The organism is Mesorhizobium sp. M8A.F.Ca.ET.218.01.1.1 (genome assembly GCF_004791165.1).
GTDB lineage: Bacteria > Pseudomonadota > Alphaproteobacteria > Rhizobiales > Rhizobiaceae > Mesorhizobium.
In genome coordinates this window covers 72,872-97,431 of record NZ_SRUZ01000012.1, presented here as the reverse complement: position 1 = coordinate 97,431, position 24,560 = coordinate 72,872, and the positions used below count along the sequence as shown (strand labels likewise).

27 protein-coding genes and 1 riboswitch are annotated in these 24,560 nt (G+C 64.1%); of the genes, 13 read left to right on the top strand and 14 right to left on the bottom strand.

What is annotated here, in order from left to right:
• Positions 1-78 precede the first annotated feature (78 nt).
• Together metW and EN861_RS31960 are read right to left on the bottom strand one after the other, a co-directional pair.
• Positions 79-693, bottom strand: coding sequence for a methionine biosynthesis protein MetW (gene metW, locus EN861_RS31965; protein WP_027143503.1), 615 nt, complete (start codon positions 691-693; stop codon positions 79-81).
• A gap of 121 nt (positions 694-814) precedes the next feature.
• Entirely contained in the window at positions 815-1,984 is a 1,170-nt protein-coding gene (locus tag EN861_RS31960; protein WP_127872217.1) for a homoserine O-acetyltransferase, read from the bottom strand.
• A gap of 121 nt (positions 1,985-2,105) precedes the next feature.
• A riboswitch (SAM riboswitch) is annotated at positions 2,106-2,183 on the bottom strand.
• A 137-nt stretch (positions 2,184-2,320) separates the two neighbouring features.
• On the opposite strand from EN861_RS31960, the gene hisC reads away from it, so the two are divergent.
• Positions 2,321-3,430: a histidinol-phosphate transaminase gene (hisC, locus tag EN861_RS31955; protein ID WP_127278632.1), complete on the top strand. Its 1,110-nt coding sequence runs from the start codon at positions 2,321-2,323 to the stop codon at positions 3,428-3,430.
• A 22-nt stretch (positions 3,431-3,452) separates the two neighbouring features.
• A complete protein-coding gene (locus EN861_RS31950) occupies positions 3,453-4,388 on the top strand; it encodes a prephenate/arogenate dehydrogenase family protein (protein ID WP_189343785.1) in 936 nt (311 codons plus the stop codon).
• Here EN861_RS31950 and EN861_RS31945 read toward each other — a convergent pair.
• Complete coding sequence (locus EN861_RS31945; protein ID WP_135867561.1) at positions 4,385-5,314, bottom strand: sugar kinase; 930 nt, start codon at positions 5,312-5,314, stop codon at positions 4,385-4,387. The two genes, EN861_RS31950 and EN861_RS31945, sit on opposite strands and share 4 nt — an antisense overlap.
• Before the next feature lie 5 nt (positions 5,315-5,319).
• Positions 5,320-6,318 carry a DUF2125 domain-containing protein gene (locus EN861_RS31940; RefSeq protein WP_127278635.1) on the bottom strand — a complete coding sequence of 333 codons (999 nt, stop codon included), beginning with the start codon at positions 6,316-6,318 and terminating at the stop codon, positions 5,320-5,322.
• A gap of 151 nt (positions 6,319-6,469) precedes the next feature.
• Between EN861_RS31940 and EN861_RS31935 the strand changes: the two genes are divergently transcribed.
• The 3 genes from EN861_RS31935 (at position 6,470) to EN861_RS31925 (ending at position 8,781) form a co-directional block, all read left to right on the top strand.
• On the top strand, positions 6,470-6,991 hold the full coding sequence (locus tag EN861_RS31935; protein ID WP_127278636.1) for a gamma-glutamylcyclotransferase: 522 nt from the start codon (positions 6,470-6,472) through the stop codon (positions 6,989-6,991).
• 123 nt (positions 6,992-7,114) lie between these two features.
• Positions 7,115-8,062 (top strand): aldo/keto reductase, encoded by a 948-nt coding sequence (locus EN861_RS31930; protein ID WP_127872218.1) that lies wholly within the window; start codon positions 7,115-7,117, stop codon positions 8,060-8,062.
• Positions 8,063-8,154: 92 nt separating this feature from the next.
• A complete protein-coding gene (locus tag EN861_RS31925; protein WP_127280818.1) occupies positions 8,155-8,781 on the top strand; it encodes a LysE family translocator in 627 nt (208 codons plus the stop codon).
• Positions 8,782-8,784: 3 nt separating this feature from the next.
• On the opposite strand, the gene EN861_RS31920 is transcribed toward EN861_RS31925, so the two are convergent.
• Both EN861_RS31920 and EN861_RS31915 read right to left on the bottom strand, forming a co-directional pair.
• A complete protein-coding gene (locus EN861_RS31920; protein ID WP_127280817.1) occupies positions 8,785-9,588 on the bottom strand; it encodes a 1-acyl-sn-glycerol-3-phosphate acyltransferase in 804 nt (267 codons plus the stop codon).
• A 77-nt stretch (positions 9,589-9,665) separates the two neighbouring features.
• Positions 9,666-10,571, bottom strand: coding sequence for a LysR family transcriptional regulator (locus tag EN861_RS31915; RefSeq protein WP_127872219.1), 906 nt, complete (start codon positions 10,569-10,571; stop codon positions 9,666-9,668).
• A 101-nt stretch (positions 10,572-10,672) separates the two neighbouring features.
• Here EN861_RS31915 and EN861_RS31910 point away from each other — a divergent pair, with 101 nt between their 5' ends.
• The 3 genes from EN861_RS31910 to EN861_RS31900 are packed head-to-tail and all read left to right on the top strand — an operon-like array spanning position 10,673 to position 12,407.
• Entirely contained in the window at positions 10,673-11,224 is a 552-nt protein-coding gene (locus tag EN861_RS31910) for a peroxidase-related enzyme (RefSeq protein ID WP_127279428.1), read from the top strand.
• Between the two features lie 59 nt (positions 11,225-11,283).
• Complete coding sequence (locus EN861_RS31905; protein ID WP_127279429.1) at positions 11,284-11,754, top strand: DUF1348 family protein; 471 nt, start codon at positions 11,284-11,286, stop codon at positions 11,752-11,754.
• 20 nt (positions 11,755-11,774) lie between these two features.
• Positions 11,775-12,407: a pyridoxamine 5'-phosphate oxidase family protein gene (locus EN861_RS31900; protein WP_127279430.1), complete on the top strand. Its 633-nt coding sequence runs from the start codon at positions 11,775-11,777 to the stop codon at positions 12,405-12,407.
• A gap of 7 nt (positions 12,408-12,414) precedes the next feature.
• On the opposite strand, the gene EN861_RS31895 is transcribed toward EN861_RS31900, so the two are convergent.
• From EN861_RS31895 to ftsE, 3 genes are all read right to left on the bottom strand, one after another.
• A complete protein-coding gene (locus tag EN861_RS31895; RefSeq protein ID WP_127872222.1) occupies positions 12,415-13,140 on the bottom strand; it encodes a YdcF family protein in 726 nt (241 codons plus the stop codon).
• 109 nt (positions 13,141-13,249) lie between these two features.
• The gene (locus EN861_RS31890) at positions 13,250-14,236 is read right to left on the bottom strand and encodes an ABC transporter permease (RefSeq protein WP_135867560.1); all 987 of its coding nucleotides are present in this window, start codon (positions 14,234-14,236) and stop codon (positions 13,250-13,252) included.
• Positions 14,229-14,888, bottom strand: a complete 660-nt coding sequence (ftsE, locus tag EN861_RS31885; RefSeq protein WP_010911739.1) for a cell division ATP-binding protein FtsE — start codon at positions 14,886-14,888, stop codon at positions 14,229-14,231. The genes EN861_RS31890 and ftsE overlap by 8 nt, the downstream gene beginning before the upstream one ends.
• A gap of 190 nt (positions 14,889-15,078) precedes the next feature.
• Between ftsE and EN861_RS31880 the strand changes: the two genes are divergently transcribed.
• From EN861_RS31880 to EN861_RS31870, 3 genes are all read left to right on the top strand, one after another.
• Positions 15,079-15,723, top strand: coding sequence for a hypothetical protein (locus tag EN861_RS31880; protein WP_135867559.1), 645 nt, complete (start codon positions 15,079-15,081; stop codon positions 15,721-15,723).
• Between the two features lie 22 nt (positions 15,724-15,745).
• A complete protein-coding gene (hpt, locus tag EN861_RS31875; RefSeq protein WP_127279434.1) occupies positions 15,746-16,288 on the top strand; it encodes a hypoxanthine phosphoribosyltransferase in 543 nt (180 codons plus the stop codon).
• A gap of 76 nt (positions 16,289-16,364) precedes the next feature.
• Complete coding sequence (locus EN861_RS31870) at positions 16,365-16,736, top strand: response regulator (RefSeq protein ID WP_167531492.1); 372 nt, start codon at positions 16,365-16,367, stop codon at positions 16,734-16,736.
• Here the strand turns inward: EN861_RS31870 and EN861_RS31865 are convergent, their stop codons facing one another.
• The gene (locus EN861_RS31865; RefSeq protein WP_135867558.1) at positions 16,737-17,684 is read right to left on the bottom strand and encodes a DMT family transporter; all 948 of its coding nucleotides are present in this window, start codon (positions 17,682-17,684) and stop codon (positions 16,737-16,739) included.
• A 222-nt stretch (positions 17,685-17,906) separates the two neighbouring features.
• On the opposite strand from EN861_RS31865, the gene EN861_RS31860 reads away from it, so the two are divergent.
• Entirely contained in the window at positions 17,907-18,782 is an 876-nt protein-coding gene (locus tag EN861_RS31860) for a LysR substrate-binding domain-containing protein (protein ID WP_127280878.1), read from the top strand.
• Between the two features lie 25 nt (positions 18,783-18,807).
• Here EN861_RS31860 and EN861_RS31855 read toward each other — a convergent pair whose 3' ends face one another.
• Positions 18,808-21,402 (bottom strand): TIGR02302 family protein, encoded by a 2,595-nt coding sequence (locus EN861_RS31855; RefSeq protein ID WP_135867557.1) that lies wholly within the window; start codon positions 21,400-21,402, stop codon positions 18,808-18,810.
• A 212-nt stretch (positions 21,403-21,614) separates the two neighbouring features.
• Complete coding sequence (locus EN861_RS31850) at positions 21,615-22,556, bottom strand: threonine/serine dehydratase (protein ID WP_127279852.1); 942 nt, start codon at positions 22,554-22,556, stop codon at positions 21,615-21,617.
• A gap of 50 nt (positions 22,557-22,606) precedes the next feature.
• On the opposite strand from EN861_RS31850, the gene EN861_RS31845 reads away from it, so the two are divergent.
• A complete protein-coding gene (locus tag EN861_RS31845; protein ID WP_127279851.1) occupies positions 22,607-22,909 on the top strand; it encodes a metalloregulator ArsR/SmtB family transcription factor in 303 nt (100 codons plus the stop codon).
• Positions 22,910-22,929: 20 nt separating this feature from the next.
• On the opposite strand, the gene lysA is transcribed toward EN861_RS31845, so the two are convergent.
• Together lysA and EN861_RS31835 are read right to left on the bottom strand one after the other, a co-directional pair.
• On the bottom strand, positions 22,930-24,198 hold the full coding sequence (lysA, locus tag EN861_RS31840; RefSeq protein WP_135867556.1) for a diaminopimelate decarboxylase: 1,269 nt from the start codon (positions 24,196-24,198) through the stop codon (positions 22,930-22,932).
• 27 nt (positions 24,199-24,225) lie between these two features.
• Positions 24,226-24,432 (bottom strand): lipoprotein, encoded by a 207-nt coding sequence (locus tag EN861_RS31835; protein ID WP_015315543.1) that lies wholly within the window; start codon positions 24,430-24,432, stop codon positions 24,226-24,228.
• Positions 24,433-24,560: the final 128 nt, after the last annotated feature.

The window sequence follows — 24,560 nt, the reverse complement described above, 5'->3', positions numbered from 1 at the left end:
TCCATGTGGTGTTGGCCGACGGCGTGGAACATCCGCACAAGCCCACGGATATCCTCGCGTAGGAGGCCGACGGCAGCCTTATCGCTTCAACAAAAACACCGCCTGCTGGCCAAAGAAATTCCAGAACCACCAGGGCATCGACAGGCCGATCTTCTGGCCGTTGGCGTCGAGCGCGGTCGCCTTTTCCACCGTCGCGCCAAGCTCCTCGCACAGATTGACGAAGTCGCGGATGGTGCAGAAGTGGATGTTGGGCGTGTCGTACCAGGAGTAGGGCAGATCCTTGGTCACCGGCATGCGGCCCTTGACGAACAGCGACAGGCGCACCCGCCAATGGCCGAAATTGGGGAAGGACACGATCGCCCGATTGCCGATCCGGAGCAGTTCGTCGAGCACCAGCTTCGGGTTGCGGGTGGCCTGCAGGGTCTGCGACAGGACGACGAAGTCAAAACCCTTGTCGGGATAGAATTCGAGATCCTTGTCGGCATCGCCCTGGATGACCGAGAGGCCGCGCGCCACGCATTCGTTGACGCCGCGCTGCGAAAGCTCAAGGCCGCGACCGTCGACCTGCTTGGTTTCCTGCAGCAATTCGAGCAGCGAGCCGTCGCCGGAGCCTACGTCAAGCACGCGCGATTGCGGCGGGATGAGGTTGGCGACGACCTCAAGGTCGACACGCTGGCTGCCATTGACGCTCATGGCTTCGCCTCCTGAGTGGCGCATGACGATGGTCCGAAAAGTCCGCAATTTTTCTGGGTCATGGCTTCGCCTTTCCGTCTGACGCATGACCGTGGTCCGAAAAGTCTGCAACATTTCGGGGTCATGCGCCGAGCCCCCTGGCGCGCGCGGCCGAACCGATAAAGCCGTTGATGGCGGCAAACAGTTCCGGTTCGTCGAGCAGGAAGGCGTCGTGGCCGCGGTCGGTCTCGATCTCGACGAAGGAAACCGAGGCACCGGCGGCGTTGAGCGCGTGCACGATCGAGCGGCTCTCTTCGGTCGGGAACAGCCAATCCGACGTGAAGGACACCAGGCAGAAGCGGGTCTTCGTGCCGGCAAAGGCGTCCGCCAGCCGGCCGCCATGGTCGGCGGCAAGGTCGAAATAATCCATCGACCGTGTCATGTAGAGGTAGGAGTTGGCGTCGAAGCGGTCGACGAAGGTCATGCCCTGGTGGCGCAGATAGCTCTCGATTTGGAAATCGGCATCGAAGCCGAAGGTCAGCGCTTCGCGGTCCTGCAGGTTGCGGCCGAATTTGCGGTGCAGGGCGGCTTCCGACAGATAGGTGATGTGGGCGGCCATGCGCGCCACCGCCAACCCCTTTTCCGGGCGCTTGCCGTGCTCGAAATATTTGCCGCCATGCCAGTCCGGATCGGCCATCACGGCCTGCCGCCCGACCTCGTGGAAGGCGATGTTCTGTGACGAATGGCGTGCGCCGGTGGCGATCGGCAGTGCCGAGAATACCCGCTCGGGATAGCTCGACGCCCATTGCAGCACCTGCATGCCGCCCATCGAACCGCCCAGCACGCAGAAAAGCTTCTCGATGCCGAAATGGTCGACCAGCATCTGCTGCGCACGCACCATGTCGCGGATGGTGATGACAGGGAGGTCGAGCCCATAGGGCTTTCCCGTGGCGGGGTTGGTCGAAGCCGGCCCGGTGGAACCAAGGCAGCCGCCGATAACGTTGGAACAGATGACGAAGAAACGGTTGGTGTCGATGATCTTGCCGGGGCCGATCAGCACTTCCCACCAGCCTGGCTTGCCGGTCACCGGATTGGTGTTGGCGACATGCTGGTCGCCGGTCAGTGCATGGCAGACGAGGATGGCATTGGAACGGGCATCGTTCAGAACGCCATAGGTCTGATAGGCGATCTGGAACGGCGACAGCACCGTGCCGGCATCGAGCTTGAGCGGCTTGTCGGGTCCGAAACGCAACACCAGGCTCGACGGATTGTCGACCTCGTTGTTGGTCCTTGCTGCGCGCAGAGCGGCCATTCCTAATCTCTCTTGCTGCATCGTTTCTTGCGAAAATCTCCGCTGATTTTCGCGGCGCCGATGCGGTCGTCCGGGCCGGTAGCGGACAATAAAAAACCGGCATTGCCTTCGCAAAGCCGGTTACGTCACGCAAACGGCCCTTTAGCGAATTGTTTAACGTGGCTGCAAGCCGACCGGCCAAATCACCACGGAACTGTCACCGCCCTTCTAGAACCCGCCCGCCTCGCCGTCAATGGCGGCGGCTGGCACTAGTGCCGCCTCTCGACATTGCCGGCCATGGCTTGTATTTCCGCAGCGGCTTCCGGATGGAGGCATTTTCGACGGATTTTGCAAGACATGAACCAGACACCGGATCAGGCACGTCCAACCCCCCGCGCGGGCATCATGGACATAGACGCCTATGTGCCCGGCAAGAGCACGGCGCCGGCCGGGGTCGCCAAGGTCTACAAGTTGTCGTCGAACGAGAACCCGCTTGGGCCGTCGCCGAAGGCGATCGAGGCCGCGCGTGAGGTCGCCGGCAAACTCGACATCTATCCCGACGGCACCGCCAGGCGGTTGCGCGAGGCGATCGCCGAGGTGCATGGCCTCAACGCGCAGAACATCATCTGCTCCAACGGTTCCGACGAGATCCTTGGCCTGTTGGCACAGACCTATCTCGCGCCCGGCGACGAGGCCATGTTCACCGAACACGCCTTCATGGTCTACAAGATCTACATCCAGTCGGCCGGCGCCACCCCGGTCGTGGTCAAGGAGACCGACGAGCGCGCCGACATCGATGCGATGCTGGCGGCTGTGACGCCGCGCACGAAAATCGTGTTCCTGGCCAATCCCAACAATCCGACCGGCACCTATGTGCCGTTCCAGGAGGTGCGTCGCCTGCATGCCGGACTGCCGAAAAACGTGCTGCTGGTGCTGGACGCGGCCTATGCCGAATATGTCCGCCGCAACGATTACGAAGCCGGCATCGAGCTGGCCGGCAGCGCCGAGAACGTGGTGATGACCCGCACCTTCTCCAAGATCGGTCTCGGCGGAGCGCGTATCGGCTGGATGTATGGTCCGATGCACATTGTCGATGCGATCAACCGCGTGCGCGGCCCCTTCAACGTCAATGCGACCGCGATCGAGGCCGGCATCGCCGCGATCCGCGACCGCGCCCATGTCGAGCGCAGCGTGGCGCATAACGAGACCTGGCTCGCCTGGCTGAGCGAGGAGATGACTGGACTCGGACTGCGCGTGACGCCCAGCGTCGGCAATTTCCTGCTCATTCATTTTCCCGACGACCAGAGGCATTCGGCGGCTGCGGCGGATGATTATCTGAGCGCGCGCGGCTATATTCTGCGGCGCGTTTCAGGCTACGGCTTTCCCAACGCGCTGCGAATGACCGTCGGTACCGAAGAGGCCAATCGCGGCGTTGTCGCCGCGCTCAAGACATTCCTGAAAAGCTAGAACGCCTGAAAAGTTACACACCATGGCATCACCGATGTTCGAAAAAATCGCGCTGGTCGGCATCGGCCTGATCGGCTCGTCGCTGGCCCGCGTCATTCGCCGCGAAGGCCTGGCTCGCCATGTCGCGATCTCGACGCGCAGTGTGGCAACGCTCAAGCGAGCCGAGGAACTGGGACTAGGCGATTCCTACACCACCGATTCCAGGGAAGCTGTGCGTGATGCCGATCTGGTCATCGTCTCGGTGCCGGTGGGCTCATCCGGTGCGGTGGCGCAGGAGATTGCGCCGGCGCTAAAAAAAGGTGCGATCCTCACCGATGTCGGCTCAACCAAGGCCTCAGTCATCGCGCAGATGCAGCCGCATGTGCCTGAGGGCGTCCATTTCATTCCCGGCCATCCGCTGGCGGGTACCGAAAAATCCGGCCCGGATGCCGGATTTGCCGACCTGTTCGACAATCGCTGGTGCATCTTCACGCCGGTGCCGGGCACCGATCCGGAGGCGCTGGAACGGCTGTCGGAATTCTGGCGCCGCTGCGGCGCCAACATCGACACGATGGATCCGCAGCATCACGACATGACGCTGGCCATCGTCTCGCATCTGCCGCACATCATCGCCTACAACATCGTCGGCACCGCCGACGACCTGGAATCGGTGACCAAGACGGAAGTGATCAAATATTCCGCCTCCGGCTTTCGCGATTTCACGCGTCTGGCCGCCTCCGATCCGACCATGTGGCGGGACGTGTGCCTGCACAACAAGGATGCCATCCTGGAAATGCTGGCGCGCTTCTCGGAAGATCTGGCGTTCCTGCAGCGCGCGATCCGCTGGGGCGATGGCGACAAACTCTTCGACCTGTTCACCCGCACCCGCGCCGTGCGCCGCTCGATCATCGAGGCGGGCCAGGATATCGACGCGCCGGACTTTGGCCGCCAGGCGGTCGAGCATCCGGCAAAGAGCTAAGCTGTTTCAGGCCAGGTCGCTGCCATCATGGCGAGCGTTTCCGCCCGATCCGGCGCGCCCAGCCTGCCGCCGAAGCGCAGGCATTTGAGCGCGGCGGCGGCACTCGCAAAGCGCAGTGCGTGCTCGATCGCCATGGCTTCCGCCAGCCCAACGGCAAAGGCGCCATGAAAGACATCGCCGGCGGCCAGCGTGTCGACCGCCTTGATCCTCGGCGCCTCGACATGGCGGGATGATCCGGCGCTTCGATCGAACCACCAGGTACCCGCCGCGCCGCCGGTGACCGCGACGAAGGCGTCGGTGCTGGAGGCGAGATCCTCGCAAGCGGTCTCCAGATCCAACGCGTGGCCGCAGATGATACGCACTGCCGGTTCGGAGGCGACGATGTGCGAGGCCAGCGGCAACAGTTGCTCCAGCACCGCCAGCGGCGCGGTATCGGCATCGAGGATAGCCGGCCTGCCCGCGGCGCGCGCCGCGGGCAGGGCAAGTGCCGCTGCACCCGGCCAGCGCACGTCGGCCAGCACGGCATCGAACGCCGTGATGTCGGGAAACGGCAAGGCTTCGGGATCAGCCTGCGCGCGCGTGTCGTAGAACGGCACGATGATACGCTCGCCATGCGCATCGACCAGGATCGAGGCCAGCGCCGAGCGTGCGCCGCTGACGCGGCGCACATGGCTGCAATCGACGCCCTCGGCCTCGATTCCAGCGATCAGCTGATCGCCGACAGGATCGTCGCCAGCACTCGCCCATAGCGATATCTCGGCGCCGAGACGACGTGCGGCGCAGGCCGCGCTCGTGGCCATGCCCGAGGCGATCTGGACGCCGTCCGAGGCGATGAATTTTCCCTGATGCGTCGGAAGCGACTCGACGCGCAGGATGGTGTCCAGCGTCAGCGCTCCAACACTCAAGAGCCTCACGGGTCTTGCCATGGGTGCTATTGCACCGGCTTGATCTTGCCCAGCGGGATAAAGCCGAGCGAGGCCTTGCCCTTGACCACCTTCAGCGGCATCGACGGCTCGCTGCCGAGTAGAGCCAGGGCGCCAAAACCTTGCTCGATCGCATTCTTCTGCTCGGGCACGGCGCCGGCAAGGATAGATGCCACGGCCTTCGGATCCTTGATCCTGATCATCAGATCGGCATCGACCAGGCCTTCTGCATCGACCGACAGCGGTCCGGAAACGGTGACACGCGCCGTCCCCGACGACAGATCGAGATTACGGATTTCGATCCTCTGGCCGCGCAGGCTTTTCACCTGCGTGCCGACCAGCGCCACGCCGTTCTTCAGTGTCACGTCGCCGCTGGCATCGAGCGCCGGCAGCACGCGCCCGCCGATCGTGTCGGGATCGATTTCAAGATCGCCAAAGCTGCCGACATAGTCGATATCCGCGCCATTCGGCTGCAACTGGCCTGATGCCTTGCCGGCACTGAACAGCTCGACTGGATCGGTATCGTCGGCCGGATCGGTCTGGCCCGACAGGCCCTCGGCCTGCAGCGCTATACGTCGCGGCAGCGGATACCACAGTTTGACGTTGGCCTGCAGATTGTCCCAGTCGATCCAGAGCGGCATCATGCCCGGGACGGAGGTTCGGAGCGGACCGCGCAGATTGGCAACCGGCGACAAGGGCTGGGCGATCTGGGCGGTGGCATTGAAGGAGCCGGCCGAGGCGGCAATGTTCTTGGCATCGTCCTCGTAGGCGAGATTGTCGCAAGAGACGGCAAAGCTCAGCGGATAGCCACTGACCTCGAGGTTGGCGCAGCCAGCCTGGATGCCGCTCTTATTGAGCGTGGCAACCGCCTTGTCGGCCTCCGACCTGACCCTGTTGGCCAGATAGAACCATCCGGCGCTGTATATGGCGAACAGCACCAGGATGAACGCGGCAAGCCACCATAGGCGGCGACGGTTACCCGGTCGGCGTTCGTCACTTGACGTCATGCTTTGGCTCTCATTAACGCATGGATGGTGTGAACGGATTCTCGATTCCGGGAACACCAGTGGACAGAGACGATAGGTAGACGGACACGAGCGGAAAAAACACCGGTTTCCGGTGCGGTGTTGCCATTCTTTTGCAATCAGGCGCGGTGATATGGGCGATTTTTGGGTGTTCGGCTACGGTTCGCTGATCTGGCGGCCCGGTTTCGCGCATGTCGAGACACGGCGTGCGCGCCTGCATGGCTACCGCCGCTCGCTTTGCGTCTATTCCTTCGTGCACCGCGGCACGCGCCAGCGGCCGGGACTGGTGCTTGGCCTCGACCATGGCGGGTCCTGCGTCGGCCTCGCCTTCCGCGTGCCCGGCGAACTGCGCGACGAGGTCATTGCCTATCTGCGTGAGCGCGAGCTTGTCACCAGCGTCTATCTCGAGCGGACGCTCAAGGTTCGTCTCGACGGCGGCGGCGCGGTCGAGGCCGTGGCCTACATCGTCGACCGCAAGCATGAGCAATATGCCGGGGCGATGGACGCGGCGGATGCAGCGGCCGTGGTGCGTGGCGCGGTCGGCCGATCGGGCAACAACGAGGACTATGTGCTGAGTACGCTGAAGCATCTGGAAGCACTGGGCATCCGCGACCACTGGCTGGAGGAGGTGAAACGGGGGATAGCGTCTTTGTGAAGCGCTGGCTCTGCGGAAAACGGTGGCCAGGGCCTTTGACCTCGATGCGGCAAGACCTAGGTTAGGCTCCGAACCCAGCCAGCGGGCGGCATCGCCCGGCCCCAATCATCACGGAGATCCGTCTTGCAGAAACGCCGTCTCGGTCGCACCGACCTTTCCATCGCGCCGCTGGTTCTGGGCGGCAATGTCTTCGGCTGGACCGCTGACGAGAAGACCTCCTTCGATCTGCTCGACCGCTTCGTCGGCGCGGGCCTCAATGCCATCGATACGGCCGACGCCTATTCGCGTTGGGTTCCCGGCAACAAGGGCGGTGAATCGGAAACCATCATCGGCAAATGGATGAAGGACCGCGGCAATCGCGACAAGGTCGTGGTGGTCACCAAGGTCGGCTCGGATATGGGGCAGGGCCACAAGGATCTGTCCGCCGCCTATATTGAAAAGGCCGTCGATGCATCGCTGAAGCGGCTGCAGACCGAATTCATCGATCTTTATCTGTCGCACTGGCCGGATCCGACGACGCCCTATGAGGAAACGCTCGGCGCCTATGAGAAACTGCTCGCCAAGGGCAAGATCCGCTATGCCGGCTGTTCCAACCTCGATGCCGGCCAGTTGCGTGCTGCACTTGACGTGGCAAGCCTGCGCGGCCTGCCGCGCTACGAGGTGCTGCAGCCGGAATACAATCTCTACGACCGCTCCTCCTTCGATGGCCCGCTGCGCGACCTCTGCGTGGCCGAGGATGTCGGCGTCATCACCTATTTCAGCCTGGCCAAAGGTTTCTTGAGCGGCAAGTACCGCACGGAAGCCGATCTTGGCCAGAGCGAGCGCGGGGAGGATGTCGGCGGCTATCTCAATCCACGCGGCACGCGCATTCTGGCGGCGCTCGACGCCGTATCCGCCAGGCATTCGGCCAAGCAGGCGGAAGTGGCGCTTGCCTGGGCCATGGCGCGGCCGGGCGTCACCGCGCCGATCGCCAGTGCCACCAAGCCAAGCCAGATGGACAGCCTGATCAGGGCGGTGTCGTTGAAGTTGAGCGCCGACGATATGGCCGAGCTCGACAAAGCCAGCGCCTGAGGGCTGCCGGCAAGACGGGACGCACGAACGTCCAAGACGATCCTCATGCCTTGCCATACCGTCCTTCGCACGGGCTCAGGGCGGAGGACCAGATGGACGGATCGCTTCTTTCGCAGCCGGAGCCTTGGCGCCAATTGCTTGCGCTGTTGCTGGCCGCCACCGTCGTCATGGGCAGCCCTGGGCCGGCGACGATAAGCGTTACCGCCGTCGGCGCCGCCTTCGGCCTGCGCGATTCGCTTCGCTACACCGGCGGCATCGTCCTAGGCACGATCGCCGTGCTGCTGGTTGTGGCGACCGGGGTTATGGCGGTGCTTGGGTCGATGCCGAAGCTGGCGCCGTTGCTGGTTGTCGCGTCGGCGGCCTACATTCTCTATCTCGCCTTCAAGATCGCCACCGCGCCGGCGCTGGCCGCACGTGCCGCCGAGGCTTCGCGCCCAACCTGGCTGGCTGGATTTCTCCTGGCGGTCGCCAACCCCAAGGCCTATGTGGCGATCGCTGCCGTGTTCGCCGGCACCTCGTCGAGAAAGGGCGATGTCGAGCTCGGCCTGTGGACGAAACTGACTGTTCTGGCGGTGATGATCGTCGTCATCCACGCCGTGTGGCTTGTTGCCGGCGCGGCGTTCGCACGCTTCCTGCGCAGGCCTGTCGCCTCGCGGATCATCAATCTGGTCTTTGCCGCGACGCTGCTGTTGACCACGGTGCTGGCTGTGTACGGTTGACGATCAGGCCGCGGAGCCGTCAAGCTTCGCGCCGAGTTCCCGCAACCGCTTTGCCGCCGTTGTCGGCAGGGCCGGCGGGTTGGGCGCGCGTGATGCCTCGACAAGAAGCTGGTCACAGGCGGCTTCCGTCTCGCCGATCAGCCGCGCCATGAACTCTTCCTTGCCAAGACCCGGCGGTATGGGCGGCAGGAAGCGTGCCTTGATGGTTCCGGGATAGCGGAGGAACTTGCGGCGCGGCCAGTAGAGGCCGGCGACATGGGCGACCGGCACCACCGGAACGCCAAGCTGCGAATAGATTTCAACGATACCGTATTTGTAGGCCGGCTCGTCGCCCGGAGCCCGGCGGGTGCCCTCGGGATAGATGATCAACTGGCGCGGGTTGCGTGCCATTTCTTCCTTGGTCGCGGCGACCACCGCCTTCAAGGCCTTGGAGCGGCTGCCGCGATGCACCGGGATCATGCGCATCTTCAAGATGTACCAGCCGAAAAACGGGATCCAGGTCAGCTCGCGCTTCAGGATGTAGAGCGGGTCCTGGAGGTAAGGGAAGAAGGCGATAGCGTCCCAGAACGACTGGTGCTTGGGCGCCAGGATGAACGAACCCTCGGGCAGGTTTTCCTGCCCGGTGATGTCATTCTTCGTTCCGGCGATCTTGTCATAGAGCCACATCGAGGTGCGCGACCAGAATTTCGGCACGAACCAGGCACGGTGACGCGGCGACAGGAAATAGTAGGGGGTCCAGAGGATCATCTGGACGATCAGATTGACGTAGAAGACGAAATTGAACGCCAGCGATCTGACATAGAGCATGGGGGAGGTCCGGTGAGGAAGTGTGCGTTGGTTACACCAAGCGCGGGGAAAAAGGAAACGGTGCGATGCTGCCCGTCCTACCAGGTTGCCTGCGCCAGGCGTTCCCTCAGGCGTGGGGCGGCAAAGTCCAGGAAGGCGCGCAGTTTCACCGGCAGCCGGCCCTGGCCCGCATGCACCAGGTTTACCGGCCAAGGCTCGGGTTCGAAATCCCCGAGCACGGGGCGCAGTGTTCCTGATCGTGCGGCGGCAACGATCTGGTAGGAAAGCACCCGCGTCAATCCGACACCGGCGATCGCCGCATCGATCGCCGCCTCGGCGGTGTTGACCCGGAGCCTCGAGCGGACCGGTACGATAAAATCAGCCTTGTCCACGCTGAAGGTCCAGGTGGCAAGCGAGCCAAGGCCCTCGAAGGTGATGCAGCTGTGCGTCTCGAGCTCTCCCGGGGTCCGTGGAATGCCGTGCGCGGCCAGATAGGCCGGGCTTGCGCAGACAACATGACCGATCGAGCCGACCCTGATGGCGACCAAGCGCGAATCCGGCAGCCTGCCGATGCGGATGGCGAGGTCGATATGGTCCTCGGCCAACTGGCTTATCCTGTCGCCGAGCGTGAGGCGGATATCCACCAGGGGATAGGCGGCCAGGAAGTCGGTGACGACGGGCAGAACGTGAAGGCGGCCGAAGACAATCGGCGCGGTGATGATCAATTCCCCTGTCGGGGCGCTGTATTCGCCGCCGGCGGTGCGTTCGGCATCGCCGACCTCGTCCAAAATGCGGCGGCAGGCCGCGAGATAGGCATGGCCCGCATCGGTCAGTGTGAGCCGCCGCGTCGAGCGGTTCAACAGCCGTGTCTTCAGGTGCCGCTCCAGCTCGGAGACCTTGCGGCTGACCGTTGCTAGCGGAACGTCCGAACGGCGCGCGGCGGCGGAAAGGCTGCCGCCTTCCGCCGCCGCGACGAAAAGGGACATGGCTTCAAGACGATCCATCATTTCTTCCAGAAAATGGAAGGGTTGATTGCAAATATGGCATCTACATCCGCAACATGGAAGGCTGCATATAAGCGAGGCATCTCAACAAGGAAATCTTCATGCCCCGCATTGCCACGCCTTCGTCGATCGCAACCGCTCCCGCCGCCGCGCAGCCGATGCTGCAGGCCGTGGAAAAACAGCTCGGTGTCGTGCCGAACCTGTTTCGGATGGTCGCCAACAGTCCGGCCGCGCTGGAAGGTTATCTCGGCATGATGGGAGCTTTGGCCAAGGGCCGGCTTGCGGCGCCGACGCGCGAGCGCATCGCGCTGGCGATCGCCGAGATCAATGGCTGCAACTATTGTCTGTCCGCGCACAGCTATCTCGGCAAGACGCTCGCCAGGCTCGACGATGCCGAGATGATCGCCAACCGCCACGGCGGCTCCTCGGACCCCAAGGCAGCTGCGGCGGTGCGTTTTGCCGCCAGCGTTGCGCAAAGCCGAGGACAGGTCGGCCAGGAGGATCTCGCCGCTGTCAGGCTCGCAGGCTATGACGATGGGGAGATCATCGAGATCGTCCAGCATGTCGCCCTGAACGTCTGGACCAACTATATCAATGAGGTTGCCCAGACCGACATTGATTTTCCGGTTGTTTGCGCCCGAGATGCTGCCTGAATCCGGATAGGAGTGGCGGTGCCCGTCGGTCCCCACCCTTCATGCCGCAGAGGAATCCCATGTCTGAGAGCCGCCCGCCGCTTCCACCCTTCACCGCCGAGACGTCAGCCCAGAAGGCGCACATGGCGGAGGATGCCTGGAACTCGCGCGACCCGGCGCGGGTGGCGCTTGCCTATACGGCGGACAGCCGCTGGCGCAACCGCGCCGAATTCCTGCAAGGGCGCGATGCTATCCAGGCCTTCCTGACCCGCAAATGGAGCCGCGAACTCGACTACCGGCTGATCAAGGAGGTGTGGGCCTTCCACGGCAACCGCATCGCCGTGCGCTTCGCCTATGAATGGCACGACGACAACGGTTCATGGTTCCGCAGTTATGGCAACGAGAACTGGGAATTCGATGAGCACGGGCTGATGCGCCTGCGCATCGCCAGCATCAACGACCTGCCGATTGCCGAGGCCGAGCGCAAATATCACTGGCCGCTCGGCCGGCGGCCGGACGACCACCCGACGCTGTCGGAGCTCGGGCTCTAGAAACATGCAAGGAGGTCTCGATGAACGCACACGCTTTTACGAGCGATGTCGCCTTCACGCCAACAGTCAAGGCGATCCAGGCGCGCAAGGGTTCGCGCCAGTCCTATGCCCGCGTCGAGGAGCGCGGCGGCTGGCAATCGGCGATCACACCGGACCTTGCCGCTTTCATCAGAATGCAGACCAGCGTCTTCCTGTCGACTGCCAATGGCGATGGCCAGCCCTATATCCAACACCGCGGCGGCCCTGCCGGCTTTCTCAAGGCGCTCGAGGAGAAGACGATCGGCTTCGCGGATTTTCTGGGCAATAAGCAGTTCATCACGCAGGGCAATCTGGCCGACAATCCGAGGGCCTTCCTGTTCCTGATCGACTACATGATGCGCCAGCGCATCAAGATCTGGGGTACGGCACGCATTGTCGAAGACGATGCCGAGTTGACAGCGAGGCTGATGCCGCCGGACTACAAGGCGCGTCCCGAGCAGGTCATCCTGTTCACCGTCTCGGCGTGGGACGCCAATTGCCCGCAACATATACCGCAGCGCTTCGAGGCGGCTGATGTGGCGGCGGCGCTTGCCGAGCGCGACCGGCGCATCCAGAACCTTGAACAGGAGATCGCGCGCCTCAAGGGCGTTTCAGGGGCTGGCGCCAAGGAATGACGCGGGCTCAGCCGCCGGCGGCGGTTTCGGCCAGCGCGATGCCTTCGGGCGTCGGCTTCACCGGGATAATACCACGTGCCAGCGCCAGCAGATATTTGGTGTATTCGGTGAACAGCACCCGCAACGCCCGCGGCTTGGTCAGCCAGCCGCCATTGTCGAGATTGGAATTGACCACCGGATAGGGCTCAAGCTTGGCGCCATGCAACAGCCGTCCCATCTCCAGCAGGCTGCGTGGCATGTGATAGTTGTTGGTGACCAGGATGACCGTGCCATAGGCATGGTTTTCCACCCATTTGGCGCTCTCCTCGGCATTGCCGATCGTGTCGAGCGCGGCCCGATCGATGTCGACGCAGCAGGAAAACAGTTTCTTGTCGCCGCCGGTCGCCGCCTGAAGCTGGCGACGGCTGGCCGAGGGATGGACGCCGCTGATCAAGAGCCGCTCGCCCTTACCGGACGCGAGCAGTTCCATCGCGGCGTCGAGCCGCGATTGGCCGCCGGTCAACACGATGATGGCATCGGCCTTGGCTGGGTTGGCGGGCGTGGTCAGGTGACTGACCTTGCTGGCAAACCAGCCGAAGCCGCCAGCGAACACCATTGCGAGCATAAGCAGCGAGAGAGCGGAGAGACGCAGGGCGGTCCTTAAACGGCTAACCTTGCTATGGCCGCGCCAACGGGCAACCACCACTGGCAGCTGTCCAGCCGTCCCGGTCGAATCCCGCACGTCCATAGCCATATGGTTAATCCCGAAATGCGGCGTTTGGTAGGTAAAAGACGCACTTTGCGTTACGCAAATTCTCCATCCGTGATCGCGCTCGTTCCATCCACGCCAAGACGAACTCCTTTCATGCGTCGGGTTGGCGAACGTCGATGTCGCTGAGATAGGCGACGACGGTGGCGTGTGAGGTCGCCGCCGTCAGCGCGCCAATCACCAGCACCATCAGGACGACACCCAGGTAACCCGCCGAGCCGATGGCGAAGTTGCCGAACAAAGCGGTTGCCTGATCGGCCTGTGGTGTTGCCATGTTGCGCGACGACCACCAGGAGAAAACGATGAAGACGAGCACCGCCGCCGCTCCGCCGGCAGCCGCGCCCTTCATGCCTGTGACCAGGAAATGCCGGCGGAATTCGCGCGCGATGAACTGCGCTTCAGCGCCGACGAAATGCAGCACCTCGATGATGTGGCCGTTGCCGGCCATGGCGCCGCGGGTGGCAAAGACCACCGTCAGCACGGTTGCCGACAGCATCAGGGCCAGAACGGCGATGCCGATGGTCACCGTGGTGCGGGCCATGGCTACCAGCCGGTCGACCCAGGTGCGGTGGTCGTCGAGCGATGCGCTCGGCAGTTTCGGCGCGATCGCGGCGCGCATGGCGGCGAAGTCTGGCGGGCTGTTCTCGTCGATGGTGACGATGATCAGGCGCGGCACCGGCAGGTCGTCGATATTGAGGCCCGAACCTAGCCAGGGCTCCAGCAGCCTGGCGGTCGCTTCGCGGTCGATGATCCGGGTCGACTTCACGCCGGGGAATTCGCTGGCGATCTGCGAAGCCTGGGTAAGTGCTGCCTCCATGTCGAGGCCGTCGGCCGGTTTGATCTGGATGGTCGCCTCGCGCGAAATCTGGTTTTCCCATACCGAGGCCGTATCGCGCACCAGCGTCACCGCGCCGAAGGTCAGGCAGGACAGGAAGGTCATGATGGCGATGACCAGCACCAAGGCGCGGCCGGCAATGTTCTGCGCCGGCACGATCGGCGCCATCTTGCGCTGGGCGCGCGGTCTTGCGACGGCTGCCTCGGCGTCCTGCTCTTCGAAATGCTCGGCGGACAGATCAGTCATAGATATCCAGCCTTCCGCCGGCCAGGATCATGCGGCGCGCGTCGACCTGTTCCATCAAGCCGAGATCGTGGGTAGCGATCACCACCGCGGTGCCGAGGCGATTGAGCTCGATGAACAGCCGCAGCAGGCGCCGCGCCAGCGGCGGATCGACATTGCCGGTCGGCTCGTCGGCGAGCAGGATTTCCGGCTGTTCGATCAGGGCGCGCGCGATCGCGGCGCGCTGCTTCTCGCCGCCTGACAGGACCGGCGGCAGCACATGCATGCGCTCGCCGAGCCCCACCCATTTCAAGAGCTCGGTGACGTCGGTGCGGTAGCTCGCCTCCTCGCGCCCGCGCACGCGCAATGGCAAAGCGACGTTTTCGTAAGTGGTCATGTGGTCGAGCAGGCGAAAATCCTGGAACACCACGCCGATGCGCCGGCGCAGGTGCGGCAGCTCGGTGCGTGAGATGCGGGAGCGGTCCTTGCCGAAGATGGTGATCAGCCCACGCGTCGGCTTCAGCGACATGAACAAAAGGCGCAGCAACGTCGTCTTGCCGGCGCCCGAAGGCCCGCTCAGGAATTGGAAGGAGCGCTCCGGTATATGCAGGGAGATGTCGCGGAGGATTTCCGGACCCATGCCATAGCGGAGGCCGACATTTTCGAAGCGAATCAATTTCGATGACCTGAGGTTCCTGGCCGCGGCGAGCCAGCCTGTTCTGTGAAAAGACCATCGGCCGGCATGGTTAACCGGCGGTTAATTCCTGGCTTGTTTCGGCTCTTCAAGAGGGCTCCGGTGGGGAAGCGTTAACCATTTGTGTTTACGCAAAAGAAACGAAAAGCGAACGTGCCGCAATGCTGGGGCCATGATGGCTGAGGAACGAACCGCGCGCCCGGTTTCCGGCGAAATCATGACCGAACCGCCGGCAATTGCCATGGCGGACCGGATCGTGCGCGGTCCGGTGGCAGATATCGTCGATGCGGACTATGTTGTGGTGTCGCGGCCCGTTTCACCGGTCGAAAACGTTTCGCCGCTGCCGCGCCTGATTGTCACCCCGCCCATCGAGGGCATGGACATGCTGCGCAAGCCGGAAGCGCCGGCGGAGCAGCGGCCGGCCTCGCGCGGCGGTCCGATTTTCTGGATCGCCGGCATCGGTGCAGCCCTTGCCGCGTTCTGGGTTTCCGGTGGCCACGCGCTGGTGCGCCAGGCGCCGTTCCTGGCCGGCGCGCAAGCGTCGGCGCTGACCATTTCAGGCGTCACCTCACGCGTCGACGTCTCGGGCGCCAATCCGGTGCTGTTCGTCGATGGGGAGGCCGCCAATGACGGAACAAGCCCCGCGACCCTGCCGCCGGTCGAAATCCGGGTGACGGGCAATGACGGGCGCACGACCCGCTATACGTTGGGGACATCCGGCCATTCGCTGGCGTCGGGCGAAAGATTCGGCTTTGCCAGCCGGCTCGACGTGCCTAAGAACGGCGTAAGAACCGTTTTGGTTACTTTCGCCAAGTAGGCGACACCGGGGAAGACCATCAATGCCCATCGTACGCGGCAAGGACATCGAAGTCCTGTTTTCGGCATCGGCGATCGCGCGGCGCAATCTCGAACTCGCCAAGGAGATCGCCGGGCACGACTATCATGATCTCTTGGTGATTTCGGTGCTGAAAGGCTCGTTCATCTTCGCCGCCGACCTGATCCGGGCCATGCACGATGTCGGCCTGTCGCCGGAAGTCGAGTTCATCTTCATCTCCAGCTATGGCGCCGGCACCAGCAGCGGCGAGGTGAGGGTGCTGCGCGACATCGACAACGAGGTTGCCGGCCGCGACGTGCTGTTGATCGACGACATTCTGGAATCGGGCAAGACGCTGAGCTTCACCCGCGACCTGATGCTGTCGCGTGGCGCGAAAAGCTGTTCCATCGCCGTGCTGCTCGACAAGCGCATGCGCCGCCAGACCGCGCTCAATGCCGACTATGTCGGCTTCGACTGCCCCGACTATTTCGTCGTCGGCTATGGCATGGACGTTGCGCACGCCTTTCGTGAATTGCCGTTCGTGGGTGTCGTCAAAGGCGACGTTTGAGCCACTCCCCAAAAAGACTTGCTGACCCGTCCCGCCTTCAGGAAAAGTCAACTTTTCACCGCCAAATATGCCGGCCATGGCAAAGCTTCTGATCGTCGAGGACGATGAGTCCGTCCGCACCCTGGCAGCCCGCGCGCTCGAACGCGCCGGCCACGCAATCGATATCGCCGCCGATGGCGCGCAGGGGCTTTCGCTGATCCGCGCCGCAAACGGCGGCTATGATCTCGTCGTCTCCGACATCCGCATGCCGGAGATGGACGGCATCGAGATGGCGGTTGCGGCCGCGGCACTTTTCCCGGCGATGAAGATCATGCTGATGACCGGCTATGCCGACCAGCGCGAGCGCGCCGAGGAATTGAACGGCATCATCCTCGATGTCGTGCAAAAGCCCTTTACGCTGGCCGAGATCCGTTCGCGCGTCGAACGGGCGCTGATCTGCTTCGCCTGATCAGGCTGGATCCCTGGCGACAAGCGCCGGCGCCGGAGCGGTCCGCCGCTCGGTGTTGAGCGCCAGCAGGCCGGCGCCGATGATGAGCGCCGCGCCGATCACGGTTGTCGAGCGTGGTACCTCGGCGAAGAACAGGAAACCCCACAGCGGCGACCACAGGATGCCGGTGTATTCGAAGGTGGCGACGCGGTTGGCCGGCGCCAGCCGGTAGCCTTGCGAGAGCAGGATCATGCCGGCCGAGGCGACGAACCCGCACGCCGCCATTTTCAGGAAATCCGGCAGTGACGGCCAGATCCACGGCCGCACCAGGAATTCGAGGCTCGGATGGACGGCGTGGGTTATGCCGGCGAGGTGGAACGTGCCGGCGACCACGGCGGCGCCGACGAGATAGGCGCCGTTCTGGTAGAAGGCCATGACGGTGGACGATTCGGTGTCGCCGATCTTGCGGGCCATCAATTGCGAGAAGCCGTAGAGCGCCGCCGAGCCCAGCGACAGCAAGGCCGCCCAATCGAACAGCCCAGCGCCTGGACGCACCATCACGACCACGCCGAGCAATCCGATCAGCACGGTCGCCAGCGTCCGCCAAGAAACGCGTTCGCCAAGATACGGCCCGGCCAGTGCCATGATGAACAGCGGCGCCATGAAATAGAGCGCCACGGCGTCGGCCAGCGGCAGGGCGGCGATGGCCAGGTAATAGACCGTGTAGGAGGTGAACTGGATGAAGGCACGTATCGTCAGCAGGCCGAAGCGCCGCGACAGGATGGCCCGCAAGCCGACATCGGCGTGGACGAGAACGATCAGGATCGGCAAGGCGACGATCGAGCGGATCGCCATCACCTCGGTCACCGGATAGCCGCTCGACACGGCTTTGACGAGCGGGTCCTGCAGCGAGAAGACCAGCACGCCCAGGCACAGGCTCAGGATGCCGCGCACCATCCTATTGTGCATCCGTGTTCAGGCTCCCGCGCATACGATCCGGCACCCCTGTCCAGATCAAAAAGAACCCGCCACCGTTTTCGGGCAGCGGGCACGAGTGAGGACTCTTCGATTGGTCCGCAGCCGATTTCGCGGCTGCATATCCAATGGGTGAGGCGACTATCGGTCGACGTTTGACATGTTGCAAACGAATTGGAATGATGCCAGCAATCAAATTTACTTATGATGGATGCCATGCGGCCAACCCTCGACAGCGATCTCCTGCGTACCTTCGTGGCCATCGCCGAGGCCGGAAATTTCACGAGGGCCGCCGAACAGGCCGGCCGCACCCAGTCGGCCGTGTCGATGCAGATGAAGAAGCTCGAGGAGTTGGTCGGCGACACCTTGTTCGAGCGCGGTTCACGTGGCGTCGCACTGACGCGGCGTGGCGGCGAACTCATCGTCAATGCCCGCCGCATCGTCTCGCTGCTCGACGAGACGGCTGCGTCGATGGCGGCGGCGCCGCTGGGCGGGCCGGTGCGCATCGGCATTCCGGAGGAATATGGCCACGCCATCCTGTCGCGCGCGCTCGGCGCATTCTCGAAGCGCCATCCCAAGGTCGAAGTCACGGTGCGCTACGCCCATTCGTGGGCGCAGGTCGCGGCGCTCGCCGCGGGCGAGCTCGATCTCGCCGTGGTCTTCGAGTGGCAGGACCTTTCCGGCGGCGAGGTGCTGATGCACGACCCGACCGTGTGGGTGACGTCGAACCTGCATCACATGCATGAGGAACAGCCGCTGCCGATCGCGCTCTACAACCGCGCCGGCTGGTGCAAGGACTTCGCCATCAAATCGCTGGAGCAGCGCGGCCTTGCCTATCGCGTCGCCTATACCAGTGACACCAATGGCGGCCTGAAGCTTGCCGTCACCTCAGGGTTGGCGATCGCGCCGATTTCGCGCAGCAACATTCCGGCGGACTGCCGCGAACTGACGTCCGCGGATGGGTTCGGCGACATCGATTCCTCCAATGTGGTGATGCACCGCAACCCGAACGCTTCCGGTGAAGCGATCGACGGCATGCAGGAGGCGATCCGCGAGGCGTTCGTCAACAGGCAGGTCCAACCGGCGTCATAGCCGTCTTCGGTTGCTCCGCCGTTTACTATTTCAGTTCCAGCAACCGTTCCAGATAGCTGCGCTCGATATCGGGGCTGAGCGCGTTTCCGAGCCGCTTGCGGATCGCTTCCAGGATCTGGCGCGCGCGCTGCACGTCGATCTCATCGGGCACTTTCACCGAATCGCCGAAATCGGGACCCTGGCTGGCGCGCGGCCGGCCGAGCGGGTCACGGTCGGCGTCCTGCTGACGGCCACCTTCCTGGCTGCCGCCCTGGTCGCCCTGCATGGCCTGCATCTGCTTCATCATGTCCTTGGCGCCCTTGCGCAGCGCCTCGAGCGCCCGGCCCTGGTGGCCGACGGCCTCGTCGCCCTGACCCTCGCCAAGCGCCTGCTCGGCGCTGCCCATGGACTTGCCGGCTTCGCCAAATCCTTCATTGGGCTCCATGCCCATGCCTTCGAGGCCCTTCTTCAGCTGTTCGAGATCGCTTTTCAGCTGCCCCTGGCCTTCTTGCAACTGCTTCAGCGCATCGGCGAATTCCTGCGGCGTCATCGGCTTTTGCCTGGCGAGCGGATCGCGGTCCTCGCCAACCCCTGGCTTGTCCTGGTTCTCGCCGCTGCCTTCGCCGAGCTGCTCGTCGCGATTCTTGCCACGCTGTCGCTCGCCGCGCTGCATCTGGTCCATGCGGAACGTGTCGTTCATCATCTCCTGCTGGCGCCGCAAAATCTCGCCGAGCTTGTCCATCTGCTGGCGCATCTGGCTGTCCTGCTCACCGCCCTGCTGCTGGCGGCCGGCCTGGAGGTTGTTCATCATGTCCTGCAGTTGCGACAGCAATTGCTGCGCCTTGTCGCGGTCGCCCGACTTCGCCAGGTTCTCGATCTGGTCCATCATGCGGTCGATGTCGCTCTGGCGCAGTTCCTGGCCGTTCTGCTGCATCTGCGGCGCATTCGGGTTCTGCTTGGCGCGTTCGGCGAATTCCTGCAGGAACTGGTTCATCGCCTCGCGCAGTTCCTTCATCGCCTTCTCGATCTCGGCGTCGCTGGCGCCGTTCTTGATGGCGTCCTGGAGCGCCTGCTGCGCCTGGCGCAGCCGCTTTTCGGCGGCCGATAGATTGCCCTCCTCGATGCCGAGCGCGATTTCCCAGAGATAGGCGACCTCGCCGCGCAGCTGATCATCGTTCCCGGCCAGTTTCAGCCGGCTCATCGCGCTCATGATGGCGAGGTAGTGGGACATGTTGTCGAACGTGTCTTCAGGCCGCAGCGTGATGGCGTCCATCAGGTCGAGCACGCGCGGCCTGGCATTGGCGTCGAGCGCGAGCAGGCGGCGCTGTTCGATCACGGCGCGCGCCAGCGGGTTGGCGAATGGCCGCTCGGGCATCGAGAGCGTCTTGGTTTCGCTGGACGCGGTGTGTCCGGCGTCGTCGGTGGCGACCAGCGTCAGCTTGATGCTGCCGCCGGCCCAGACATGCTCGGTCAGATCCTTCGTGGTCCGGGCGGCATTCGACTTGCCGCCGCGGCGCGGCAGCGTCAGCGGCATGTCGGGCGGACCATAGAGCGGATGCGCACCTGGCGCCTGCGGATCGGCCAGCGCGAAGACCGCCTTGGCGGTGGCGGCGCCATAGTCATCGTCGATCTGGTAGTTGAGCTCGAAGGCGCCGTTGGCGGCGCGCTTGGGCTCGCCGACGAAGCGGATCTGCGGCGGCTTGTCAGGGATCACGGCGAAGGCCCAGCGGCCAAGCTGGTCGTCGCCCGATTTCAGCGTCAGCATGCCATCGCCAGTCAGCTTGCCGGTGAATTGGCGCACCTTGGACGGTGCCGGGCTTGCGGCCGGTTTGGCCGTGGCGGCGGCTTGCGGGCTGGCCGGGTCGATGGCGCGGGCGTTGCCGTCCTGGTCAGCATAGGCAAGCGTTTCCTCGCCCGAGCCTCCGGTGACGCGCAAGGAGACGTCGCTACCCTCGGGGACGTGGAAAGTTGGCGTCGCCTGGTTGGCGTCGGCGGTCAGGAAGATCGGCGGCTTGCCGGTATAGGCCGGCGGCGTCACCCAGGCGTCGATGCGCGGCGGCACGGCGTCGAGCGTGCCATGTGCGCTGAAACCGTCTGCTATCCTGCCGCCGGTCGGCCCGAAGGAGAAGGCAAAGGCGGTGACGAGCAGCAGCGCCGCCACGGCGCGAAGTCCCCAGGGGTCGCGCTCCGGCACGCGCGTGCGTGGCAGGTCGGCGCCGAGACTGTCGAGCTTTCCAGCCATGCGCTTCTGGTGCTCGCGCCAGAGCGCCTGCGAAAAGCTGCTTTCCTGGCCGCTGGGCCGGTCGCTCTGCACCTGTACGGGGCTGTGCAGCAGTTTGTTGGCGGCCTCGATGCGGCGATCGACCTCGGCGGTGCCAGGCATGCGGAAAAAGCGCAGCGGGTAGAGCGCGGCCAATCCTGCCAGGCCGAACAGGGCGACAAGGCCGATGCGCACCACATCGGGCAGCCTGGGGAAAATGCCGAACCAGGAGGCGCTGAGGAAGAGAGCGGCGACAACGACGAGCGGGAGCAGCAGCGGCCAGCCACGCTCGACCGTCATCGCGATCCGCGTCGCCAGCCGGCTCAAGGCAAGGCGTCCGGCCAGGCCGCGGTCGTTGCTGAAGATGGGTCGTTGCGTCATCGGCCCTTCCCAGAGCCGGTTCCATCCCGAAGGCCCGGGAAGGGGCTCTATTTCCTTGAGCATGATCTGTTCCGAAAACCGGATTCGAGTTTTCGGGACCATGCCATCGGGCGGGGCAGGATAGCCCAAGCCTCACGACTCGAAGAATACCAGCAAACACGGCAAAGGCGAGGCGGTTTGAGAAAACGTGAAGCCGGCCGAATTGGTTGCGATCAGAAATTGGCGGGGTTTGCGTTGGCGCCACAGACCAGCACGGCCACCCGTTCGCCCGGCGTCGGCGCGTAGCGGCCGGACAGGATCGCGGCGAAGGCGGCGGCCCCACCTGGTTCCGAGATGATGCGCACGCGGTTCCAGAGCGCTTTCTGGGCGGCGATGATGTCGTCATCGCTGACCAGGATGGAGCGTTCCACGAAGGCTTCGGCGATCGGGAACATCATTTCGCCGACGCGCTTTGGCGCCAGCGAATCGGCGGCGATGCCTTCGGCCGGCGCGTCGACCGGACGGCCGGCCTCGAAGGCGCGATGAAGCGTCGGCGCGCCCTCGGGCTCGACGGCGACGATGCGGATGCGGCCGGCATACCAGGCGGCGATACCGCCGATCAGGCCGCCGCCGCCGACGGCGACCAGCAGCGTGTCGATCTCAGGCAGATCGCTTTCGATCTCGAGCCCGAGCGTGCCCTGGCCGATCAACGTTTCCTCCTGGTTGAAGGCGTGGATCTGCAGGGCGCCGGTTTCCTCGGCGAAACGTTCGCTGGCGGCCAGCGCTTCGGCATAGCGGGCACCGCCGACGACGAGGTCGGCGCCATAGCCGCGAATGCGGTCCAGCTTGGCCTGCGGGCTCACTTCGGGAACGAAGATGGTCGCCTTGTGCCCAAGCCGCATGGCGGCGTAGGCGACAGCGGCGCCGTGGTTGCCGCCCGACGCGGCAACGACGCCGGCGTCGGGAACCGGCCGCTCCAGAAGGTTGGTGAAGGCGCCGCGCGCCTTGAACGAGCCGGAATGCTGCAGGCATTCGAGCTTGAGGTCGACCGCCAGTGGCGGCCGGTCGAAGTCGGCCATGTCGATGCGCAGCACCGGCGTGTGCCTGACATAAGGGCGGATACGCGGTTCCATCGCGGCAATGCGTTCGCGTGTGACGGTGTTGCCCTGCGACATCAAAATCTCCTCGGGATTGACAGCAATTAGTAACTTGGCAAAATGGCTAAATGCAAGAGGTTGATGTCTTCAAGGCGATCGCCAACGAACGCAGGCTACAGATTCTTGATTGGCTCAAGGATCCGCGTGCGCATTTCCGGGCACAGGCGGATGGCGATCTGGTCGAGGACGGCGTCTGCGCGCTGCTGATCGCCGAGAAGCTCGGCATCACGCAGGCGACGCTTTCCGAGCATATGCGTGTGCTTACCCAGGCCGGCTTGCTCAGAACCAAGCGCATCAAGCAATGGACCTTCTACCGCCGTGACGAGGACAGGATCGCCGACACAAGGGCGCTCATCCAGAACCGGCTATAGCATCGCGGCCAAGGCGGCTTCTATGCAAGCCAGTCCGGCACCGAATCCAGCCCGATCAGTTCGTCATAGGTCAGGCGCGGACGAACGACATGGAAACGGTCGCCGTCGACCAGCACCTCCGGCACCAGCAGGCGTGTGTTGTAGGTGCCGGCCTGGACCGCGCCATAGGCGCCGGCAGTGGAAACGGCGACGAGATCGCCCGCCTTCAGCCTCGGCAGGTCGCGGTCGAGGCCGAGATAGTCACCGGTCTCGCAGACCTGGCCGACCACATCGACCATCATGCGCGGCGTGTCGGCCGGCGGCTGCACGACCGGCCTGATCTCGTGAAAAGCATCGTAGAGCGTCGGCCTGATCAGGTCATTCATGGCGGCGTCGACGACGAGGAAGTTCTTGGCGTCGCCTTCCTTCACGAAAATCACTTCCGAGACCAGGATGCCGGCATTGCCAACGATCAGCCGGCCCGGCTCGAACATCACCTTCATGCCCAACTTGGTGACATGCTTGCGGACGACCTGGGCATAGGCGTCGGGCAAGGGGGGAGGGTTGTTGTCGACGCGATAGGGAATGCCGAGGCCGCCGCCGAGATCGACATGCTCTATCGCATGTCCGTCGGCGCGCAGCGCGCCGACCAGGTCGACCAGCAAAGCGAAGGCGTCGTCGAAAGGCTGCAGTTCGGTGATCTGGCTGCCGATATGGGTATCGATGCCGGTGATCTTGATGCCGGGAAGCGTTGCCGCGCGGGCATAGACCTGGCGCGCCCGCTGCCACGGAATGCCGAACTTGTTCTCGGCCTTGCCGGTTGAGATCTTCTTGTGGGTCCTGGCGTCGACATCGGGATTGATGCGCAGCGACACGGGCGCCACCTTGCCGAGAGCCGAGGCGCGGGCCGACAGGAGTTCGAGCTCCGGCTCGGATTCGACGTTGAAGCAAAGGATGCCAGCTTCGAGCGCAAAGTCCATTTCACGCGCCGTCTTGCCGACACCGGAAAACAGGATCTTGCTGGCCGGGACGCCGGCGGCCAGTGCCCGGCGCAATTCGCCTTCCGAGACCACGTCGGCGCCGGCGCCGAGCTTGGCCAGGGTCCGCAGCACGGCCTGGTTGGAATTGGCCTTCATGGCGTAGCAGACCAGCGCGTCGAGCCCGGCAAAGGCCTTGACGAAGACACGGTAGTGCCTGGTCAGGGTCGCCGTCGAGTAACAGTAGAACGGCGTGCCGACCTGTGCGGCGATATCAGGGATTGCCACGTCCTCGGCATGCAGCACGCCGTCGCGGTAGTCGAAATGGTTCACGAGAGTGGTTCCGGAAGTTGGCGGGCGCTAGATCAGCGGGTCGAGGATGAACTTCTTGTCCACGACCGGTTTTTCCGGTTCCGGCGGCACGGGCTGGTGGGCCTTCTCGGCATCCTTGCGCGCCTGGACAGCCGCCTCATACGGCGTATCGAGGCCGGCCTTGCGGCCGCAGGCGGTCACGGAGGCAAGCGCCGCAAGCAGCGTCAGCGTTACCAAAATCCTGCTTCCGGTCATCGATCCATCCGTCCGAAACGTTTGCCAGCCGCCGCTTTTAGCCGAGTTCTCAACGTATTGCACCCCGGATATTGCCGATCGCAACATCGGGATATTTCTGGTCGCAACATCGGGATATTGCTGATCGC

What these genes read in the sequence shown, in the direction of transcription:
- EN861_RS31925 (WP_127280818.1), top strand. Translation starts at nt 8,155, where the DNA reads ATGGACGGATCGCTTCTTTCGCAGCCGGAGCCTTGGCGCCAATTGCTT.
- EN861_RS31870 (WP_167531492.1), top strand. Translation starts at nt 16,365, where the DNA reads ATGGCAAAGCTTCTGATCGTCGAGGACGATGAGTCCGTCCGCACCCTG.
- EN861_RS31845 (WP_127279851.1), top strand. Translation starts at nt 22,607, where the DNA reads ATGCAAGAGGTTGATGTCTTCAAGGCGATCGCCAACGAACGCAGGCTA.
- EN861_RS31940 (WP_127278635.1), bottom strand. Translation starts at nt 6,318, where the DNA reads ATGACGTCAAGTGACGAACGCCGACCGGGTAACCGTCGCCGCCTATGG.
- EN861_RS31905 (WP_127279429.1), top strand. Translation starts at nt 11,284, where the DNA reads ATGTCTGAGAGCCGCCCGCCGCTTCCACCCTTCACCGCCGAGACGTCA.
- EN861_RS31910 (WP_127279428.1), top strand. Translation starts at nt 10,673, where the DNA reads ATGCCCCGCATTGCCACGCCTTCGTCGATCGCAACCGCTCCCGCCGCC.
- EN861_RS31860 (WP_127280878.1), top strand. Translation starts at nt 17,907, where the DNA reads ATGCGGCCAACCCTCGACAGCGATCTCCTGCGTACCTTCGTGGCCATC.
- EN861_RS31945 (WP_135867561.1), bottom strand. Translation starts at nt 5,314, where the DNA reads ATGGCAAGACCCGTGAGGCTCTTGAGTGTTGGAGCGCTGACGCTGGAC.
- EN861_RS31895 (WP_127872222.1), bottom strand. Translation starts at nt 13,140, where the DNA reads ATGGCTATGGACGTGCGGGATTCGACCGGGACGGCTGGACAGCTGCCA.
- EN861_RS31890 (WP_135867560.1), bottom strand. Translation starts at nt 14,236, where the DNA reads ATGACTGATCTGTCCGCCGAGCATTTCGAAGAGCAGGACGCCGAGGCA.
- EN861_RS31950 (WP_189343785.1), top strand. Translation starts at nt 3,453, where the DNA reads ATGGCATCACCGATGTTCGAAAAAATCGCGCTGGTCGGCATCGGCCTG.
- EN861_RS31855 (WP_135867557.1), bottom strand. Translation starts at nt 21,402, where the DNA reads ATGACGCAACGACCCATCTTCAGCAACGACCGCGGCCTGGCCGGACGC.
- EN861_RS31865 (WP_135867558.1), bottom strand. Translation starts at nt 17,684, where the DNA reads ATGCACAATAGGATGGTGCGCGGCATCCTGAGCCTGTGCCTGGGCGTG.
- EN861_RS31915 (WP_127872219.1), bottom strand. Translation starts at nt 10,571, where the DNA reads ATGGATCGTCTTGAAGCCATGTCCCTTTTCGTCGCGGCGGCGGAAGGC.
- EN861_RS31935 (WP_127278636.1), top strand. Translation starts at nt 6,470, where the DNA reads ATGGGCGATTTTTGGGTGTTCGGCTACGGTTCGCTGATCTGGCGGCCC.
- EN861_RS31835 (WP_015315543.1), bottom strand. Translation starts at nt 24,432, where the DNA reads ATGACCGGAAGCAGGATTTTGGTAACGCTGACGCTGCTTGCGGCGCTT.
- EN861_RS31900 (WP_127279430.1), top strand. Translation starts at nt 11,775, where the DNA reads ATGAACGCACACGCTTTTACGAGCGATGTCGCCTTCACGCCAACAGTC.
- EN861_RS31960 (WP_127872217.1), bottom strand. Translation starts at nt 1,984, where the DNA reads ATGGCCGCTCTGCGCGCAGCAAGGACCAACAACGAGGTCGACAATCCG.
- metW (WP_027143503.1), bottom strand. Translation starts at nt 693, where the DNA reads ATGAGCGTCAATGGCAGCCAGCGTGTCGACCTTGAGGTCGTCGCCAAC.
- EN861_RS31880 (WP_135867559.1), top strand. Translation starts at nt 15,079, where the DNA reads ATGATGGCTGAGGAACGAACCGCGCGCCCGGTTTCCGGCGAAATCATG.
- hpt (WP_127279434.1), top strand. Translation starts at nt 15,746, where the DNA reads ATGCCCATCGTACGCGGCAAGGACATCGAAGTCCTGTTTTCGGCATCG.
- EN861_RS31850 (WP_127279852.1), bottom strand. Translation starts at nt 22,556, where the DNA reads ATGTCGCAGGGCAACACCGTCACACGCGAACGCATTGCCGCGATGGAA.
- EN861_RS31920 (WP_127280817.1), bottom strand. Translation starts at nt 9,588, where the DNA reads ATGCTCTATGTCAGATCGCTGGCGTTCAATTTCGTCTTCTACGTCAAT.
- hisC (WP_127278632.1), top strand. Translation starts at nt 2,321, where the DNA reads ATGAACCAGACACCGGATCAGGCACGTCCAACCCCCCGCGCGGGCATC.